The organism is Suttonella sp., assembly GCF_056855035.1.
Window position 1 is genome coordinate 30,469 of record NZ_JBXGGR010000007.1, and the last position, 18,079, is coordinate 48,547.

The window sequence follows — 18,079 nt, forward strand, 5'->3', positions numbered from 1 at the left end:
AAAAAGTGACACAAAATATCAAGCTGCGAGCGTTATAGAGAGTACAGCAAAATGAATCAAAACTGTAACTCTTTTTGAAATCTTTGACTATATGTGCGTGAGAAAGACATGCGCCGGCGACAGACTGTCATTGTCTTGCTTGAGCAAGGCAAGCAGGCTTGCCGCGCTGCTGTCAAGATAGTCGGCATAGGCTTCGCGATTGGCTTGAATTTCGGCGGGCGGCGGCGGGAAATCACCGATTAGTGCCAGCGGCAGACCAAGGCTGCTGCCCGGTGTGTAGAGATGCACGGGATTGCCGGCTTTGAGCATTTGCATGCGTTCGCTGCTTTGTCCTGATTGTTCAATACCTTGCCGCCATTGCTTGGCGGTATTTTCCGCCCATATCGGCGCATCGATGCCTTGTTGGGCTAAGACGTCGGCATCGGCATAAGGCAGAAAATCTTCTGCCTGCAAACGGGGAAAATTGAGCAAGAGATTGCCTATAGTCAAAGAATAGAAAAAGTATTACGGCGTTGGCTCGCCTTGCCGTACGCTCTTGTACTGTCTGCGGCTCGCCGCCATGTACTACTTTTTCACTTCTCCGACTATATGCCATAAGTTTTAGTGTAACCTTTTTTGGATTCCTTGATTATAAATCGCCTTTGGGGTCAATGGCGATGACGGGGATATTGTCTAATGCCGCTTCTTCCAAGAGGCTGATGCCCAATCCGGTTTTGCCCGAACCGGTCATGCCGATAATCACGGCATGAGTGCATAAATCCGCGGCATCGTAGAGCAGGGGGCGTTGCTCCGGCTTAATTTCATTGCCCAGATAAAATTGTCCGATGTTTTCAGGAATTTGATTCATGCGTCCTCCCATAAGGCGAGTAATGCGAGCAAATCCGCCTGCTCGATAAAAATGCTGGCTTGTTCGCGTACGGCGGGGCGGGCAATGACGCCGCCGTAGCCGATAACCACATCTGCCGCCGCTTTTCCGAGCGCGGCAACATCGCTCATGCCGTCGCCGACCAAATGCAGACTTTTGAATTGATGACGGGCTTTCCATTGCGCTACGACCTCGAATTTGCCGGCGGCGGTCGTTAAGGGGCTGGGCGGCACGCTGCGATAATTGCCCTGCGCATCATAATCCAAGGCAACGGCGAAAATATCTTCCTCGGCAATGCCCAGCGATTGTCCGAAGGGCAGCACCGCGTCCAGCAAACCGCCGCTGACAATGCCGATCCGTACGCCTTTGTTCTGCAAATGCCGCACAATTTCTTGCGTATGCAGACAGGGATTGGCGACATATAAATCCGCAATTGCCCGCACGTCGCTGCGGCTCGGGCGGATAATCTCCAGCCTTTTGGCATAAACGGCTTCTAGCGGCACTTCGCCGTTCATGGCACGGTCAGTAAGGGCGGCGATTTCGGCACGACAATTTTTTGCCGCCGCCAGTTCGTCAATGCCTTCAATCGTGCTTAGGGTGGAATCGCAATCAAAAATAAGGGCTTGCGGCAGGGGAAAAAGGGGCATGGTCAATCCTGTGTGAGAGAAAAGCGGACAATAAAAAAGCCGGTTTTATCCGGCTTTTTATGATGGCATTAGAGTGCGTTAATGCCTGAAGTAACGCCTTTTAAGGAAAATTCTACGGTTTGCTGCTGACCGCCGGCGAAGGTGGCGATTTGCAATTTATTACCTGCTTTGATTTTATTTAATATATCGCTTTCTAAAGGAACGGCAACATGGCAGCCGCCCGGCGAGCAGTAATCCAAGGGGACACTTTTCACTTCTTTCGTATCAACGGCAATGCCGATGCCGGCATGTAGGACTACGCCTAAAGGCACGGTAATGAATAAAACCGCCTGATTATTGGCTTCAGGCACTTTTCTAATCGCTAATAAGCCGACAACGGTACCGGCTTGGTTTTTCGCTTCTTGCATGATGCCGCACATGCCTTCTTGGCAAACGCCTTGCCAGTCGCCGTATTTTTGTCCGTTAGTAACGGCGGCTTGGGCGGCAAGACCGGTGCCTAAAACGGCGGCAATCAAGAGTTGTTTGAATTTCATGGTTCCTCTCCATATAAATGAAAATTTGTATCAGTTTAGCAAGTATATTGTCTTAGGCAAGCAGATTTTCATTTCGCAATGTTTTCGACAGCCCGGCGGGGCACTGCGCCTATGCTAAGATATGCCATTTTCAGGGGGCTTCATGCGGATAAAAATTTGCGGTTTAAGCTGCGCGGAAGATGTGCAGGCAGCGGCAGCGGCGGGGGCGGATGCTTTGGGCTTTGTCTTTTATCCGCCTTCAAAACGCGCGGTTTCGATTGAACAGGCGGCGGCATTGTTATCGGCGGTGCCGCCTTTTGTGCAAAGCGTGGGCTTATTCGTAAATCCTGAAGCGGCATTTGTGCAGGCGGTATTAGATAAAGTGCCGCTGGAGGTCTTGCAATTTCACGGTCAGGAAGAAGCGGCGTTTTGCGCCGGTTTCGGGCGGCGTTGGATTAAGGCGGTGCCGATGCAGGATTTGCCCGACAGCGCCGCGGTCGCGCAGTATTGCAGCACTTATGCGCAGGCGGACGGTTTTTTATTGGATGCTTTCGGGGCGCAATCCAGCGGCGGTAGCGGGAAAGTATTTGATTGGGAGAAGATTCCTGAGATGTCTAAACCGCTGATTTTGGCGGGCGGCTTGGATGTCGAGAATGTGGCGGCGGCGGTAAAAGCGGTGCGCCCTTGGGCGGTCGATGTGTCTTCGGGTGTGGAAAGTGCGCCGGCACGGAAATCATTTGCTAAAATGCAGGCTTTTATTTCTCAAGCAAGAGCAGCAGCTTTATGACAGATTATTATCAATATCCTGATGCACGCGGTTATTTTGCCCAATTCGGTGGGCAATTTGTTGCCGAAACCTTAATGCAGGCCGTCTTGGAATTGCAGGACGCTTATGAAAGCGCGCGCAATGAGCCGGCTTTTTGGCAGCGTTATCGCGAGGAATTGCGCCATTATGTCGGGCGTCCCTCGCCTTTGTATTTCGCCAAACGTTTGAGCGAACGCGTAGACGGTGCGGAAATTTGGCTCAAACGCGAGGATTTGAATCATACGGGCGCGCATAAGGTCAATAATACCATTGGGCAAGCCTTGTTGGCGGAACGTTTGGCAAAACGGCGCGTGATTGCCGAAACCGGTGCGGGGCAGCACGGCGTGGCAACGGCGACGGTCGCCGCGCGTTTGGGCTTGGAATGCGTGGTCTATATGGGCGCTGATGACGTACAGCGTCAAGCGCCGAATGTCTATCGCATGAAATTGCTCGGTGCGGAAGTGGTGGCGGTGAAATCCGGCTCGCGGACGCTCAAAGATGCGATGAACGAGGCGATGCGCGATTGGGTCGCCCACATTGACGACACGTTTTACATCATCGGCACGGTGGCAGGCCCGCATCCTTATCCGATGTTGGTGCGCGATTTTCAAAAGGTTATCGGCGAGGAAGCCAAAGCGCAATGTCAAGAACAATTCGGTGCTTTGCCCGATGCGGTAGTGGCTTGCGTAGGCGGTGGCTCGAATGCGATCGGGCTGTTCTATCCTTTCTATGACGATGCCGGCGTGCGCATTGTCGGCGTGGAAGCAGGGGGACGCGGTTTGCATACGGACGAACATGCCGCGCCTTTAAGCGTCGGCGCGCCCATTGGGGTGCTGCACGGCAACCGCACGCGGATTATGAGCAATGAAGACGGACAAATCGCCGCAACGCATTCGATTTCTGCCGGTTTGGACTATCCCGGCGTTGGACCCGAGCATGCCTTTTTGCAAGCCAGCGGTCGTGCTGAATATGTGGCGGCGACAGATGAGGAAGCCTTGGCGGCCTTCCATGATTTATGTCATTTGGAAGGGATTATCCCTGCTTTAGAATCCTCGCACGCCTTGGCGCATGCGATGAAATTGGCAAAAGAATTGGGCAAGGGTAAGCGCATTGTGGTCAATCTCTCAGGGCGCGGCGACAAAGACATTAATACGATTGCCGCCTTAGACGGCATCACTTTGTGAGGTAAGCATGAGTAAGAGAATGGAAGCGGTTTTCGCCGCTTTGGCAGAAAACGGCTGCAAAGCATTGATTCCTTATATTTCTGCCGGCGATCCGCTGCCGGAACAATGCGTGAACGTGATGCATGCCTTGGTGGCGGGCGGAGCGAATATTCTGGAATTGGGCATTCCTTTCTCCGACCCTGCCGCAGACGGCGAAACGATTCAATTAGCCAATGAGCGTGCTTTGGCGCGCGGCGTGAGTCTGCCGGATGTTTTGGCGATGGCGGCGGAATTTCGTCAGCAAGATAGTGCAACGCCGATTGTTTTAATGGGTTATTTGAACAGTTTTGAGCGCCGCGGCTTTGCCCAGAGTATGCAGGCGGCGGCGCAAAGCGGCGTGGATGCGGTCATTTTGGTCGATTGCCCGATTGAGGCTTTGCCGGATTATGCGGCGGACTTGAGCGCGAATAATATGACCGCGATTCAATTGCTGGCGCCTACCACCGGCGCCGAGCGGCAACATAAAATTATCGCCGCCGCAGAAGGCTTTATTTACTATGTGTCTTTGCGCGGGGTAACGGGCAAACAGGAAGCACAGGCGGAAGCGATTCGTCATGCGGTAGAAGACATCAAAACCCAAACAAAAACGCCTGTCTGCATTGGCTTCGGTATTCGCGACGGCGCAACCGCCAAGGCAATGGCGGCATTTGCCGACGGTGTGATTATCGGCTCGGCTTTGGTCGCCAAATTATGGCAGGCCGCGCAAGAGGGGCAGGATGTGCCGCAGGCGGCAAGAACATTTGTAGAAACTATCCGACAAGCTCTGGATAATTGAGAGGAAAAACATGGGTTGGTTTGATAATTTGATGCCCTCGCGCATCAAAACCAAAAATAAAAATCAGCAAATTCCAGACGGTTTATGGCTGAAGTGCAGCAGTTGCAGCCGCACCTTGTATCGGCAAGATGTGAAAAACGCGCAATATGTCTGCCCCGAATGCGGGCATCATATGCGCATCAGCGCGCGCGAGCGTTTGCAGAATCTCTTTGATGCGGATACGGAAATCCAAGAAATTGCCAAAGAATTGCAGCCGATTGATTTTTTGAAATTCAAAGACAGCAAACGCTACAAAGATCGGATTAGCCAAGCCAATAAGGCCAGCGGCGAAAGCGATGCGCTGATTGCCATGGCAGGTAAAATTTTAGGGCGAGATTTCACGGCGGCGGCTTTTGAATTTTCCTATATGGGCGGTTCGATGGGCTCTGTGGTGGGCGAACGCTTTGTGCGCGCGGTGGAACATGCCATTGCACATAAAACGCCCTTTGTCTGCTTTGCCGCCAGCGGCGGCGCGCGGATGCAGGAGGGATTGACCTCTTTGATGCAAATGGCGAAAACCTCCGCCGCATTAACGCAGCTGCATAAGGCGGGATTGCCCTTTATCTCGGTCTTAACCGACCCTACGATGGGCGGGGTGTCCGCTTCTTTTGCCATGTTGGGCGATTTGATTATCGCCGAGCCGGGCGCCTTAATCGGCTTTGCCGGTCCGCGCGTGATTGAGCAAACGGTGCGCGAAACCTTGCCCGAAGGCTTCCAGCGCAGCGAATTTTTACTTGAAAAAGGCGCGATTGACATGATTGTCGACCGTCGCCGCATGCGCGAAGAATTGGCAAGCATCTGTGCTATGTTGCTTAATGAGGCGGCGCCGGAATATGTCTCTGAGCCGGAGCCGGTCAGTACGACAGAAACGATTGTCGAAGCTGTAGCAGACAATGCTGCGGCGGAAAGCGCGCCGAATGATTTGCAGGAAACGGCGGCAGACAGCGGCGGCATTGCCCATCCTGTACGCGAAGAGGCGGCAGAAGCCGCTGCGCAGCAGCACAGCCAAGAAGCAGCTGCATCTGGCAATGAGAACGGTACAGAAGAGAGATCATGAGCACAGTAGCCGCACCGCGCGGACAAAATGATTTGGCGGCTTGGCTGGCTTGGCAGGAACAGGCGCATCCGAAAAGCTGGGATTTGGGATTAACCAGAATTGGGGCGGTCTGGCAGGCTTTGGGCGCGCCGCGTCTAGCCGATTATATCCTCAGTGTTTCTGGCACGAACGGCAAAGGTTCCTGTGTGGCGTGGGCGGAGGCGCTCTGCCAAGCGGCAGGCGTTTCTACGGCGAGTTTTACCTCGCCGCATTTGCTTGATTATCGCGAGCGGATTCGTTTTGACGGACAAATGGTCGATGCGGCGGAACTCTGTGCCGCCTTTGACGCGGTCGATATTGCGCGCGGCGAGATTTCTTTAACCTATTTCGAATGGTCTGCCTTGGCAGCCTTTTATTTGATGGCGCAAAAGCGACCGCAAGTCGCAATTTTGGAAGTCGGCTTAGGCGGGCGTTTGGACGCGGTCAATTTGATTGATGCGGATGCCGCCGTGTTTACGCGGATCGGCTTGGATCATCAGCAATGGCTGGGTGAAACGGTGGCGGAAATCGCCGCCGAAAAAGCCGGCATTATGCGGCGGGGACAAAAAATCTTCTTTGCCGATGACAATGCGCCTGCTGCTTTGTTTGATGCCGCGCAAGCCTTGCATACGCCGGTCATGCAATACGGGCGCGATTTCAGCGTGCAAGCGGCGGCAGATAGTCTGTCTTTGCATTTGCCGCAGGCGGTATTTGCAGATTTGCCCTTGCCGGCTTTATTGCAAGGGGTGCATCAATACGGACATTTTGCCGCGGTTGCGAGCGCTTTGGCAGACCGCCTGCCGCTGAATCGGGCGGTGCTGAGTCAGACATTAAGACAGGCGTATAATCCCGCGCGTCTGATGCTTAAAGATGGGCGTCCGCGTTATGTGATTGATGTGGCGCATAATCAGGACAGCGCCGAAGTATTGGCAGCTTTTTTACGCAGTATCCGCCGTCCGCAGGAGCGTTTTCATATCGTCTGCGGTATGTTGGCAGATAAGGATCATGCCGCGATTGTGGCGCATCTTGCAGAAGTCGGCGATGCTTGGTATTTTGCCTCTTTGCAAGGCGCGCGCGGCAGCGATGCGGCGGAAATTGCCGCGCAAGTCGCGTCGCTCTTAATCGGCAAAACCGTCGCGGCATATGAGGATGTGCAAGGCGCATTGGCGGCGGCGCAGCAGCAGGCGGCAAAGAATGATGCGATTGTGATAATGGGGTCTTTTGTGACGGTAACTGAAGTCTTAACTCAATGGGAGAGCAATGAATAACTGGTTGGCACGCGTTTTAGGCGTGATAATTCTCGCGGTTATAGGTGTGTTTTTTTTCGACGGCTGGTTTCATCCGAAAGTGCCGCCTGCAATATTGGAGGGTAAAAAAAACGAAGAGGTAATCGCCTTGACGCCTGAGGGACGCAAAACCCCAGCGGAACAAAAAGGCCCTTCCGAAACCGCTCAGCCGCCGCAGCCCGAGATTTCCCTGACTTCTTTGCAGGATATGGAAAGCGATAGAGGTGCGCCGCCGGTCTTGGCAAGTCCGAATCAAAGCACGGATAGCAGCTCGAATGTGCCCGAAACTCATGCGCCGCCGCTGACAGCACAGAGCAATCAAAGCGCACCGACAGCGCAAAATAACAATATTCAATTAGAAAGCTTGGCGAATGCTCAAAGCAATAATAGGGCGGCAACACCGCCTGCAACGGCTCCCGCCAAGCCAACTGCCGCTCCGTCTGCGCAAGCACAGGGTTCGACATGGATTCAAGCCGGCTCTTTCGGCGAAAAAGCCAATGCCGACCGTTTAGCAGCCAATATTCGCGGTAAGAGTTTGCCTGCCGTTGTCGAAGCGGCGACGGTTAACGGCAAAACCTATCATCGCGTCTATGTCGGACCGATTGCCAGCAACCGCGTATCTGATACCTTGAGCAGCTTATCGGCGATGGGTGTGAATGCGCGACAGATTAATCGTTAGGGAACATTATGGATTTACAAAGTTTAAATGTATTTGATGTCGTTTTAGGCGGAATCGTCGTTATTTCCGCCATCATCGGACTGGCACGCGGCTTGCTGCGCGAAATGTTGTCCTTAATCGCATGGGTGGTGGCTTTATGGGCGGCGTTTACTTTTTCGGAAACGGTCTCGCAGCAGTTCGTGCAGCAAGTCATTAGCGATAAACATATTGCCTATATCGCTTCTTTCGGCACCGTATTTTTAGTGGCTTTATTTTTAATCGGGCTGTTGAATTTATTCATCACTTCCTTGTTCAAAGCCACAGGTTTAGGCGGTTTCGACCGTCTGCTCGGTATGCTCTTCGGCTTGGCGCGCGGGGCGATTATCGGCGCGGTGCTAATCTTTTTCGCGCGTTTATATCCCGGGATTGAAAAATTGCCTTCTTGGCAGCAATCGCAATTGGTGCCGGGTTTTTCCAATCTTGCCAATTGGGGGATTAAGCGCATTCCCGAACATGTGCGCGCCTATGCCGACTCATGGATGAATCCGAATGAAGTAGTGATTTTACCTGCGCAAACGCCGAACACAGAGAGACAAAATCATCCTGCGACGATCGAACTCTCTTCGCTTAATGCCGTTGAAAATTCTCAGGCGGCGCGTCCTCAATTGAGTGCCGAGCAAGCCCGTCAGCAAAGCGCGCAAAGCAATGCTTTGTCCAATATTGCCGGTCCCGCAGCGGAAAACGCAGGTCTGCGTTTGGAATCCCTGCAAGATCAGAATTATGAAGGCGAGATTGAAGAAGTGCCTGAAGAAGCCGAAAGCGGCATCGCACCGCTGCAATTAGAATCGCTGCAACCTTAGGAAATCTTATGAGCAAACTGAACAAAGCCCGATTTGAAACCCGCGCCATTCGAGAAGCCGAGCAGCGCGGCGCTTTTAACGAGCATTCGCCCGCCCTGCATCTGACCTCGTCTTATGTGTTCAGCGATGCGGAAAATGCCGCTGATATTTTTGCAGAACGTATCCGCACCTTCAGCTACAGCCGTTTTGCCAATCCGACCGTCAGCATGTTCGAAGAAAAAATGGCTTTGCTGGAAGGCGGCGCAAGGGCCACCGCCACTTCAACCGGCATGGGCGCGATTTTAACCTTGCTGATGGCGGAATTATCCGCCGGCGATCATGTGGTCTGTTCGCGCAATTGCTTTGGTTCGACCTTAAACATGATTGGAAAAACCTTTGCCAAATTCGGCGTGGAAAGCACCTTGGTGGACTTGCAGAGCCTTGAGGAATGGCAGGCAGCGATTCGCCCCAATACCAAACTGTTTTTCTTAGAAACTCCTGCCAATCCCTTGTTGGATATCGGCGATATTGCCGCATTAAGCGCATTGGCGCATCAGCATGGGATTAAAGTCGTAGTGGATAATTGCTTGGCAACGCCTTATTTGCAGCAGCCCTTGGCATTAGGGGCGGATTATTCTGTGCATTCCGCCACCAAATACATTGACGGGCAGGGGCGTGCCTTAGGCGGCTGCATTATCAGCAAAACCGAAGAAGACGGCGAAAAGATTTATCAACTCATGCGTAGCTGCGGCACTACGATGGGCGCATTTGAGGCATGGTTATTCGTCAAAAGTTTGGAAACCTTGGCGCTGCGTATGGACAAACACAGCCACAATGCTTTGCAAATTGCCCAATGGCTGGAAGAGCAGACGGCGGTGAAGCGCGTCTTCTATCCGGGCTTGCCCAGCCATCCGCAGCATCAATTAGCCAAAGCGCAAATGCCGCGCGGTTTTGGCGGCATGGTCAGCTTTGAGTTGCAAGGCGGCAAAGAAGCCGCTTGGCATCTGATTGACAACAGCCAATGGTTGTCGATTACGGGTAATTTGGGCGATACCCGTACCACAATTACCCATCCCGACACCACCACGCATTTTCGTGTTGCCCAAGAAGAAAAAGACCGTGTCGGCATCACCGGCGGCATTATCCGCTTATCGATCGGCTTAGAGCATGTCGAAGACATTCAAGCCGCACTCAGCCAAGGACTGCTCGCCTAAATGCCGGCTAAAGCCTCTGCATCAAATCCGTCGGCGCCGCACCGCTTTCTGCCATATCTCTTAGCGGTGTCGGCATTTATGCAGATGTTGGATGCCACCATTCTCAATACCGCCTTACCCAGCATTGCCGCGGATTTGCAGGAATCGCCCCTGCGCATGCAATCCGCCGTGATTTCCTATGCCTTGACCTTGGCGCTTATCATGCCGCTTTCGGGTTATTTATGCGATCGCTTCGGCACAAAGCGCATTTTCGGCGGCGCGATATTCGTCTTTGTTTTAGGCTCCTTGCTTTGTGCGGCGGCGCAGAATCTGGCTATGCTGGTCGGCGCCCGCGTCATACAGGGCATTGGCGGCGCGATGCTTCTGCCTGTGCCGCGCATGATTATGATGCGTGCCTATAGTAAAGACAGATTGCTGAATATTCTCAATATTATGCTTATGCCGGCTTTGGTCGGGCCTATTCTCGGACCTTTGGTCGGCGGCTATTTGGTCGATTACGCCAGCTGGCATTGGATTTTTCTGATTAATGTGCCGATAGGGCTGTTCGGACTGTTCCTGACTTTTAAAATCATGCCAGATTTCTATGTCGTCGGGCGGATTCATCCCTTAGATATCAGCGGCTTCCTGCTCTTTGCTTTTGCTGCTGCCGGACTGACTTTTGCTGCGGAAATCTTCATATACCCGATGTTTAGAATGTACGCTTTGATACTGTTTGTGCTCGGCATTGCCAGTTTATATGCCTATTGGCGGCACGCGCATCACGATCCCGAGCCGCTCTATCATCTGAATTTACTGCAAGTACGCACCTATCGCCTCGGCTTATTGGGCAATATGCTCAGCCGCTTGGGCATAAGCGCCATTCCTTTTTTATTACCCCTGCTGTTTCAAGTCGCCTTTGCTTATAGCGCCTCCGCCTCCGGTTGGATGTTGGCGCCGATGGCGATTGCCACCATGTTGACAAAACCGCTGATTAAGCCCTTAATGCGGCGTTTCGGCTACCGTCGCGTCTTGGTTATGAATACCCGTTTATTGGGTCTGCTTATCGCATTGCTGGCATTTTTGGATGCGGATACGCCGATCGTGCCGGCAATCATATTGCTTTTTATCATGGGCGCTTCTAACTCCATTCAATTTACTTCCATGAATACCATTGCCTTATCCAATTTGCGCGCTTGGCAAACCGGCAGCGGCAACAGCCTTTTGGCGGTCAATCAGCAATTATCGATTGCTTTCGGCATCGCCTTTGGTGCGATGTTATTGAATCAGTTAAGCGCGCATGCGTCTTTTCAGGATAATTTGCCGCAGGCTTTTCGCTATACCTTTATGATTTTAGGCGGCGTTACCTTTCTTTCCAGCTGGGTCTTCCGCGCTTTGCATCCGCGCGACGGTTCGAGTTTGGTAGGGGCGAAATGGCGGCAGCCTTTCATTGCAAAACAAATTTGCAATGAAAGGCTGGGAAAGACTAAAAATTAGAATTTTGCGATGAATTCCGCATAGGCATTGATAAAACCCTGCAAAGTGGCTTTTGCCGCTTCGCTGACCAATTCGCCCTTTTCATCGAACGCGCCGGCGAAGATGTCGCCGATTGCGGCGGCAAAGGGCGCAACCGGCATATTGACATAGGTGCTGGCAGCAATGGTACGCAGGGCGTCGACGGCGCGATTGCTGCCGCCGGCATTGACGCTCATCAGCCCTAAAGGTTTGCCGATCCACAGGCTTTGTCCTGCCGGACGTGAGACCACATCAATAGCGTTTTTGATCATCGCAGAATAGCTGCCATTATGCTCGGGGCTGACCCAAATCACGGCATCGGCGGCTTTGATCGCTTCGCGTACGCGCGTATAGACCGGTACTTCCTGCTCGTCCGAATCGCGGTCATAAAGCGGTAAATCACCGATTTCCACGATATTAAGCTCTAGATTTTCCGGTGCGATTTTTTGTAGATGCTTGACTGCCAGATGGTTAAAAGAAGTCTTACTGGTCGAGCCAATCAGAACCGCAATGTGCTTAGTCATAGTTTTCTCTCTTGTTTAGGGTTAAAAATGAGGCAGCTGCCCGATGAGGCGCAGCTGCTCGGCGTTTATTTAAGCCGGCTGAGATCGCGTACTGCGCCTTTATCGGCGCTGGTGGCGAAGTGTCCGTAGATTTTCAATGCGGTGGAGACTTTGCGCGGACGTGGCGCGGCGGGTTGCCAGCCTTTGGCGTCTTGTTCGGCACGGCGCGCCGCCATTTCTTCTTCGCTGATGTCCAAATGGATGCTGCGTTCGGGAATGTTGATGTGAATGGTGTCGCCGTCGCGTACCAAGCCGATGGCGCCGCCTGCTGCGGCTTCGGGGGAGGCGTGTCCGATGGAGAGTCCGCTGGTGCCACCCGAGAATCGTCCGTCGGTCAGCAGTGCGCAGTCTTTGCCTAGTCCCATGGATTTCAGGTAGCTGGTTGGGTAGAGCATTTCCTGCATGCCCGGCCCGCCGCGCGGTCCTTCGTAGCGGATAATGACGACATCGCCGGCTTGGACTTTGCGTTTTAAGATGCCTTGCACGGCATCGTCTTGGCTCTCAAAAACAATGGCTTTGCCGCTAAAGCGGTGGATGCTTTCGTCCACGCCTGCGGTTTTGACCACACAGCCGTTTTCGGCAATATTGCCGTAGAGCACTGCCAGCCCGCCTTCTTGGGAATAGGCATGTTCGATGCTGCGGATGCAGCCTTGCGCGCGGTCGTCATCGACGCTGTCGTAGCGGCAGTTCTGCGAGAAGGCGGTTTGTGAGCGCAACCCCGCCGGTCCTGCTTTATAAAATTCGACTACTTCTGCGCTAGGTTGGTTTTTCAAATCATAATGCGCAATGGCTTCGCCTAGGCTGCGGCTGTGTACGGTCGGCAAATCGGCATGAATCAGACCGGCGCGGTTGAGTTCGGCGAGAATGTTCATGATGCCGCCGGCGCGATGTACGTCTTCAATATGGTAGTCCGGCACATTGGGCGCGACTTTGCACAGTTGCGGAATTTTGCGCGACAGGGCGTCAATATCTTGCATGGTATAAGGCACTTGCGCTTCTTGCGCGGCGGCGAGTAAATGCAAAATGGTATTGGTGGAGCCACCCATGGCGATGTCGAGTGTCATCGCATTTTTGAAGGCTTCGTATGTGGCGATGCTACGCGGCAGGATGCTCTCGTCGTCTTCATCATAATAGCGTTTGCAGAGGGCGACGATTTGGCGTGCCGCTTGTAGGAACAATTGCTTGCGATCGGCGTGGGTGGCGAGCACCGTGCCGTTGCCGGGCAGGGATAAGCCCATGGCTTCGGTAAGGCAGTTCATGGAATTGGCGGTAAACATGCCCGAGCAGGAGCCGCAGGTCGGGCAGGCGTTTTTCTCAAATTCGTCCACTACCGCATCATCGGCATTGGGATCGGCGGCATAAACCATAGCATCGACTAGATCGAGTTTATGCTCGGATAATTTGGTTTTGCCGGCTTCCATCGGGCCGCCAGAGACGAAAATGGTGGGAATATTTAAGCGCATTGCCGCCATCAGCATGCCGGGGGTGATTTTGTCGCAGTTAGAGATGCAGACCATGGCATCGGCGCAATGCGCATTGACCATATATTCCACGCTGTCGGCGATAATATCGCGGCTGGGCAGGGAATACAGCATGCCGTCATGTCCCATGGCGATGCCGTCATCTACCGCGATAGTATTGAATTCTTTTGCTACCGCGCCTGCCGCCTCGATTTCTCTGGCAACCAGCTGTCCCATGTCTTTCAAATGCACATGACCGGGAACGAATTGGGTAAAGCTGTTGACTACCGCAATGATGGGTTTTTTAAAGTCTTCGTCCTTCATGCCGGTGGCGCGCCATAGGGCGCGTGCACCTGCCATATTGCGTCCGCCGGTGGAAGTGAGCGAGCGGAGAGGAATTTTGCGACTCATGATGTATCCTTACTTTATGATTTATGGTTGATTTTGAAGATGTTGGCTGTCGTAGCGACGCACATTAGAGATTTGCTCATTGGCAAAAGGCTGATTGGGATGATTGATTTGATTATTGATTTCAAACATCGTCACCACTTGCGCTACACCTGAAACGCGGCTGGCGACATTGGCAATTGCCGCCGCTTCTTGCTGGGTTACAATGCCCATTAAATAAGTAACTCCATGTTCGGTAACGACTTTGACGCGGTTGGGATTAAAGCCGGCAATTTTGACATCCAACATCACGGTCTTAACCTTAGCCGTTTGCGCGGTATCATAGCTGCGGTTAATGAAGCTGCTTCTCGGACCGATAATAATATGATTGTTTACATTGACCGTGCCTTCCATTGCCCGCGCTACTGTTTCAATATCTTGGCGAATGGTTTCATTTGCCGCTTCGCCGGTAAGCAAAACCAATCCGTTGAAAGTATTCACATTCACATGGCTGTTTTCAGAAAGGCGCGGAATGCTGCCGATACGGTTGCCGATAGAAAGCTGCAAGGTTTTGTCGTCAATGACTGTGCCGGTGCTGCGGCGATCGTCGGCAATTGCGACACCGGTTGCTGCTCCGCCCACGACCAAAGGAGCGCAGCCTTGCAAAAGCGCTGCCGCCAGCGCAGCAAATAAAGCGATATTTTTCATTTCATTCTCCTAAAGCCAAAAGTCCGCATTATAACGATTTTGCAGGCTGTATGTGTATTTAACATTTTTTAAACACATTGCAGGTTTTTTTAAATGATAACAGCAAAATATGATTTTTAAGACATGATACCTGAGATGAGTTCATCAGTGATATTAAAAAACCGGCTGTTAAAAGCAGCCGGTTTGCAATCGATGAGATTTAAATTAAGTTAAAAAGAGATAAGCGAAAATAGCGGTAATGATGCCGTAGAGCAGCATTGGAATCATGGTTTTCTTGATGATTGCGCCTTCTTGATTTTGGACGTTCGATACCGAGCAAACCGCAACGATATTATTGATGCAGACCATATTGCCCATCGCTCCGCCCACGGATTGCGCCGCAAGAACGGTCGTCGGATTCAGACCGGTCTGTTGGGCGATTTCATATTGAATCGTGCCGAAGGTTAAATTGGATACCGTATTCGAGCCGGAGAAAAACGCGCCGATAGCGCCCAGATAAGAGGCGAAATATATCCAATTGTCTTTTGTCAATTCGGCGAACTCTCTGCCGATGACTTTAACCATCGATTTATCCCCGCCCGCCATCATCAGCTTGACCATGATTAATGCGCCGATTAATGCAATCAAGGGTTTGAAGGTTTGGAACAAGGTGCCGATATAGACATGAAAACTTCTTTTCATATTAGTTCTGAAGAAAAGCAAAGATGCCCAGACAGTAACGACAAACGGAATAAAGGCGGGAACGTATAAGAATTTATAGCTTTCACTGATATTGGTGCCGAACAGATTGTTGAAATTGAAAATCAGCGCCTGACTTAATTGGAAATCAAATAAACCGTTAATAGAAAATCCCCAAATCGGCGTATTGTCATTGAGCATATCTTTGAACGGCAATTGCTTGATACGGGTAAGAATTAAGATTGCCATCAGCATAATCAAAGGAAACAGCGCTTTTAAGACAATATTTAATGCCAAAGGAGAGGTTTTATTTTCCTGCCCTTCTTTGCTTAATCCCCAGCCTTTATTGGCAACAAAAACCGAAATACCCAAGCCGATAGCACCGGCAACCAATGAAGGAAACTCTTCATTAAATTGCGCCAAAATAACATAAGGAATGGTGCAGCTTAAAATGGAAATATAAATAAAGCCGATGTTTTCTTTTATTTGCTTGCCCGAAACAATAAAGCGTAAGGCAATGATAGGAATAATAAAGCCTGCAACAAAATGAATTAATGCGGTTTTTTGTCCGATTTCAAGGATGTGCTCCATGTTGATGCTGTAAGGCGCGGTCATTAAGGGCTTCATGCCGAACCATGTGGGCGTGCCGACGGCGCCGAAAGATACCGGCACGGAGTTCATGACGAGGGCGAAGACGGCGACTTTGAAAGGATTAAAGCCTAAACCGATTAAAATCGGTGCGGCGATGGCGGCAGGAGTACCGAATCCGGAAGCGCCTTCAATCATAAAGGCAAATGCCCAGCCGATAATCATTAATTGCGCAACGGGATTGGGATTGATATTGCTCAGCCAATGGCGGATATTATTGGTACAACCGGTTTCCTCCATCATACGGTTAAAGAAAATCGCGCCGAAAATAACCGTAATCGGTGTGGCTGCATTAATGATGCCGGCGCCGACATAAGCGCTTAATTCGATAAAATTGGATTGGAAATATAAGAGCTGAATCAAAAATACCAAAGCGGCAATTAAGGGCAACGCATGATAAGACGGCATTGCATTTTTCTTAATCATCAGAAAAATTAATAGTATAATCGGAAAAATACTGAGTGCGAGATCCATGAGAATTATCCTTTGCTAGAATATAAAATTTTTAGGCTTTAAAAAAATTGAACCGTGTTTATTTTGTAAAATAATTTGCTGTTATTTTTTTTAAATCATAGAAAAATTGGGAAAGCATTTTATTGTTGCTAATAAAATGCTTTTTTGTTGTTTAGAAAGTACCGGGGACGAGAATTTCTTTTCCGACTTTTTTAATATCCGTATGGCCGCAGAATGCCATCGTGATATCCATTTCATTGTAGATAATTTCCAAACAGCGTCTGACGCCGTCCTCGCCGTAGGCGCCTAAGCCGTATAAAAAGGCTTTGCCGATCATGGTACCTTTGGCGCCTAAAGCCATGGCTTTCAGCACATCTTGTCCGCTGGTAATGCCGCTGTCGAGCCAAATTTCTATATCATTGCCGGCGGCGGAAACAATCTCCGGCAAGGCTTTGATGGAAGAGAGTGCGCCGTCTAATTGCCGACCGCCATGGTTGGAAACGATTAAGGCATTCGCTCCGCTTTGTGCCGCTTTTTGCGCATCTTCAGCCGTCATCACGCCTTTGATGATTAATTTTCCGCCCCATAAATCTTTGATTCTTGCAACATCATCCCAGCTGAGTTTCGGGTCGAATTGTTCCGCCGTCCAAGAAGAAAGCGAGGACATATCGCTGACGTTTTTCGCATGCCCGACAATATTGCGGAATGTGCGGCGTTGCGTACCGAGCATTTTCAGGCACCATTCAGGCCGCAGGACCAAATCCATCATATTGAGCAAAGTCGGCTTCGGCGGTGCGGATAAACCGTTTTTGATGTCGCGGTGGCGTTGTCCGAGTACTTGCAGGTCGGCAGTTAAGACCAAAGCCGAGCACTGCGCGGCTTTGGCGCGGCTGATGAGGTTTTGCATGAATTCGCGGTCTTTCATAACATATAGCTGAAACCAAAACGGTTTCTCCGTATTTTCTGCCACATCTTCAATCGAGCAGATAGACATGGTGGATAAGCAGAAGGGGATGCCGAATTTTTCCGCAGCACGCGCGGCATGAATTTCGCCGTCGGCATGCATCATGCCGGTAAAGCCAGTCGGCGCAATGGCGACCGGCATTTTGACGGTTTCACCGACCATAGTCGTTTCCAAGCTGCGGTTGGTCATATCGACTAAAATTTTCTGGCGGAATTTAATCTCGTCGAAATCGCGGCTGTTATGGCGCAGGGTGTTTTCCGTCCATGAGCCTGAGCGCGTGTAGTCGAAAAACATTTTTGGCACTTTGCGGCGGGCAATGCGGCGCAAATCTTCTATGTTTGTGATTTTTCTAAGGTCTTTAGCCATTGCTTTTCCTTTTTTGTTATTGAGTTAAACTTGAGAAGTATTCATTTTTACGCAATCATTGGGAAAAAACAATAAGCTTGGCAGAAAATCTGTAGGATCAGGTTGTTCAAATTAATGTTGTTTTGTTTAAATTGCATGATAAGTGTTTATTTATTCTATTTTTTATACTTATTTGAATTTGTTAATAACGATATGAAAATATATATTTTAATCAATTGAATACTAAGAAATAGAATGTGATAGGGTTTATAATAAGGCTCTAGACTAGCAGAGCGATTGATGTAATTTATTGCAGAAGCGACCATAAATGTTTTTCTAAATCATCAATACTCTGCTTCCAGCGCCATTCGCATTCTTTCAAATGCCATTCGAAATTTTTGCTTACACCGTTAAATTTTGCAAGTCTTCTTTTGGTAAAACTCC

At 50.8% G+C, this 18,079-nt stretch carries 17 protein-coding genes and 3 pseudogenes; 9 read left to right on the top strand and 11 right to left on the bottom strand.

The genetic code is table 11. The features are described from left to right. Positions 1 to 87: 87 nt before the first annotated feature. From ACJHVI_RS00875 to ACJHVI_RS00895, 5 genes and pseudogenes are all read right to left on the bottom strand, one after another. Positions 88 to 471: a hypothetical protein gene (locus ACJHVI_RS00875; protein WP_483182695.1), complete on the bottom strand. Its 384-nt coding sequence runs from the start codon at positions 469 to 471 to the stop codon at positions 88 to 90. A 10-nt stretch (positions 472 to 481) separates the two neighbouring features. Further along, positions 482 to 595, bottom strand: a pseudogene (locus ACJHVI_RS00880) (IS30 family transposase); the annotation flags it as partial. A 36-nt stretch (positions 596 to 631) separates the two neighbouring features. Beyond that, positions 632 to 847, bottom strand: a pseudogene (locus ACJHVI_RS00885) (helicase HerA domain-containing protein); the annotation flags it as partial. Then, positions 844 to 1,512, bottom strand: a complete 669-nt coding sequence (locus ACJHVI_RS00890) for an HAD-IB family phosphatase (RefSeq protein WP_483182696.1) — start codon at positions 1,510 to 1,512, stop codon at positions 844 to 846. The gene ACJHVI_RS00890 and the pseudogene ACJHVI_RS00885, both read right to left, overlap by 4 nt. 68 nt (positions 1,513 to 1,580) lie before the next feature. Continuing rightward, on the bottom strand, positions 1,581 to 2,045 hold the full coding sequence (locus ACJHVI_RS00895; RefSeq protein ID WP_483182697.1) for an invasion associated locus B family protein: 465 nt from the start codon (positions 2,043 to 2,045) through the stop codon (positions 1,581 to 1,583). 142 nt (positions 2,046 to 2,187) lie between these two features. Between ACJHVI_RS00895 and ACJHVI_RS00900 the strand changes: the two genes are divergently transcribed. From ACJHVI_RS00900 to ACJHVI_RS00940, 9 genes are read left to right on the top strand one after another with little or no spacing between them, the layout of a single operon-like run. Next, on the top strand, positions 2,188 to 2,811 hold the full coding sequence (locus ACJHVI_RS00900; protein WP_483182698.1) for a phosphoribosylanthranilate isomerase: 624 nt from the start codon (positions 2,188 to 2,190) through the stop codon (positions 2,809 to 2,811). Then, entirely contained in the window at positions 2,808 to 4,013 is a 1,206-nt protein-coding gene (gene trpB / locus ACJHVI_RS00905) for a tryptophan synthase subunit beta (protein WP_483182699.1), read from the top strand. The genes ACJHVI_RS00900 and trpB overlap by 4 nt, the downstream gene beginning before the upstream one ends. A gap of 7 nt (positions 4,014 to 4,020) precedes the next feature. After that, positions 4,021 to 4,827, top strand: coding sequence for a tryptophan synthase subunit alpha (trpA, locus tag ACJHVI_RS00910; RefSeq protein ID WP_483182700.1), 807 nt, complete (start codon positions 4,021 to 4,023; stop codon positions 4,825 to 4,827). 10 nt (positions 4,828 to 4,837) lie between these two features. Further along, positions 4,838 to 5,923, top strand: coding sequence for an acetyl-CoA carboxylase, carboxyltransferase subunit beta (accD, locus tag ACJHVI_RS00915; RefSeq protein WP_483182701.1), 1,086 nt, complete (start codon positions 4,838 to 4,840; stop codon positions 5,921 to 5,923). Continuing rightward, positions 5,920 to 7,209: a bifunctional folylpolyglutamate synthase/dihydrofolate synthase gene (locus tag ACJHVI_RS00920; RefSeq protein WP_483182702.1), complete on the top strand. Its 1,290-nt coding sequence runs from the start codon at positions 5,920 to 5,922 to the stop codon at positions 7,207 to 7,209. The genes accD and ACJHVI_RS00920 overlap by 4 nt, the downstream gene beginning before the upstream one ends. Next, positions 7,202 to 7,906: an SPOR domain-containing protein gene (locus ACJHVI_RS00925; RefSeq protein WP_483182703.1), complete on the top strand. Its 705-nt coding sequence runs from the start codon at positions 7,202 to 7,204 to the stop codon at positions 7,904 to 7,906. Before ACJHVI_RS00920 ends, ACJHVI_RS00925 begins: the two co-directional genes overlap by 8 nt. An 8-nt stretch (positions 7,907 to 7,914) precedes the next feature. After that, positions 7,915 to 8,745 carry a CvpA family protein gene (locus tag ACJHVI_RS00930; RefSeq protein ID WP_483182704.1) on the top strand — a complete coding sequence of 277 codons (831 nt, stop codon included), beginning with the start codon at positions 7,915 to 7,917 and terminating at the stop codon, positions 8,743 to 8,745. A gap of 8 nt (positions 8,746 to 8,753) precedes the next feature. Then, entirely contained in the window at positions 8,754 to 9,938 is a 1,185-nt protein-coding gene (locus ACJHVI_RS00935) for an O-succinylhomoserine sulfhydrylase (RefSeq protein WP_483182705.1), read from the top strand. After that, positions 9,939 to 11,411, top strand: a complete 1,473-nt coding sequence (locus ACJHVI_RS00940) for a DHA2 family efflux MFS transporter permease subunit (protein ID WP_483182706.1) — start codon at positions 9,939 to 9,941, stop codon at positions 11,409 to 11,411. It begins immediately after the preceding gene. Here the strand turns inward: ACJHVI_RS00940 and ACJHVI_RS00945 are convergent. The 6 genes and pseudogenes from ACJHVI_RS00945 to ACJHVI_RS00970 form a co-directional block, all read right to left on the bottom strand. Beyond that, positions 11,408 to 11,953, bottom strand: coding sequence for an NADPH-dependent FMN reductase (locus ACJHVI_RS00945; protein WP_483182707.1), 546 nt, complete (start codon positions 11,951 to 11,953; stop codon positions 11,408 to 11,410). The two genes, ACJHVI_RS00940 and ACJHVI_RS00945, sit on opposite strands and share 4 nt — an antisense overlap. 65 nt (positions 11,954 to 12,018) lie before the next feature. Further along, complete coding sequence (gene ilvD / locus ACJHVI_RS00950) at positions 12,019 to 13,863, bottom strand: dihydroxy-acid dehydratase (RefSeq protein WP_483182708.1); 1,845 nt, start codon at positions 13,861 to 13,863, stop codon at positions 12,019 to 12,021. 21 nt (positions 13,864 to 13,884) lie between these two features. Next, the gene (locus ACJHVI_RS00955; protein ID WP_483182709.1) at positions 13,885 to 14,547 is read right to left on the bottom strand and encodes a BON domain-containing protein; all 663 of its coding nucleotides are present in this window, start codon (positions 14,545 to 14,547) and stop codon (positions 13,885 to 13,887) included. A 204-nt stretch (positions 14,548 to 14,751) separates the two neighbouring features. Next, on the bottom strand, positions 14,752 to 16,347 hold the full coding sequence (locus tag ACJHVI_RS00960) for an L-lactate permease (protein WP_483182710.1): 1,596 nt from the start codon (positions 16,345 to 16,347) through the stop codon (positions 14,752 to 14,754). Between the two features lie 151 nt (positions 16,348 to 16,498). Continuing rightward, positions 16,499 to 17,656 (bottom strand): alpha-hydroxy acid oxidase, encoded by a 1,158-nt coding sequence (locus ACJHVI_RS00965; RefSeq protein WP_483182711.1) that lies wholly within the window; start codon positions 17,654 to 17,656, stop codon positions 16,499 to 16,501. A 286-nt stretch (positions 17,657 to 17,942) separates the two neighbouring features. Beyond that, positions 17,943 to 18,079 (bottom strand): annotated as a pseudogene (locus tag ACJHVI_RS00970) (IS1595 family transposase); the annotation flags it as partial.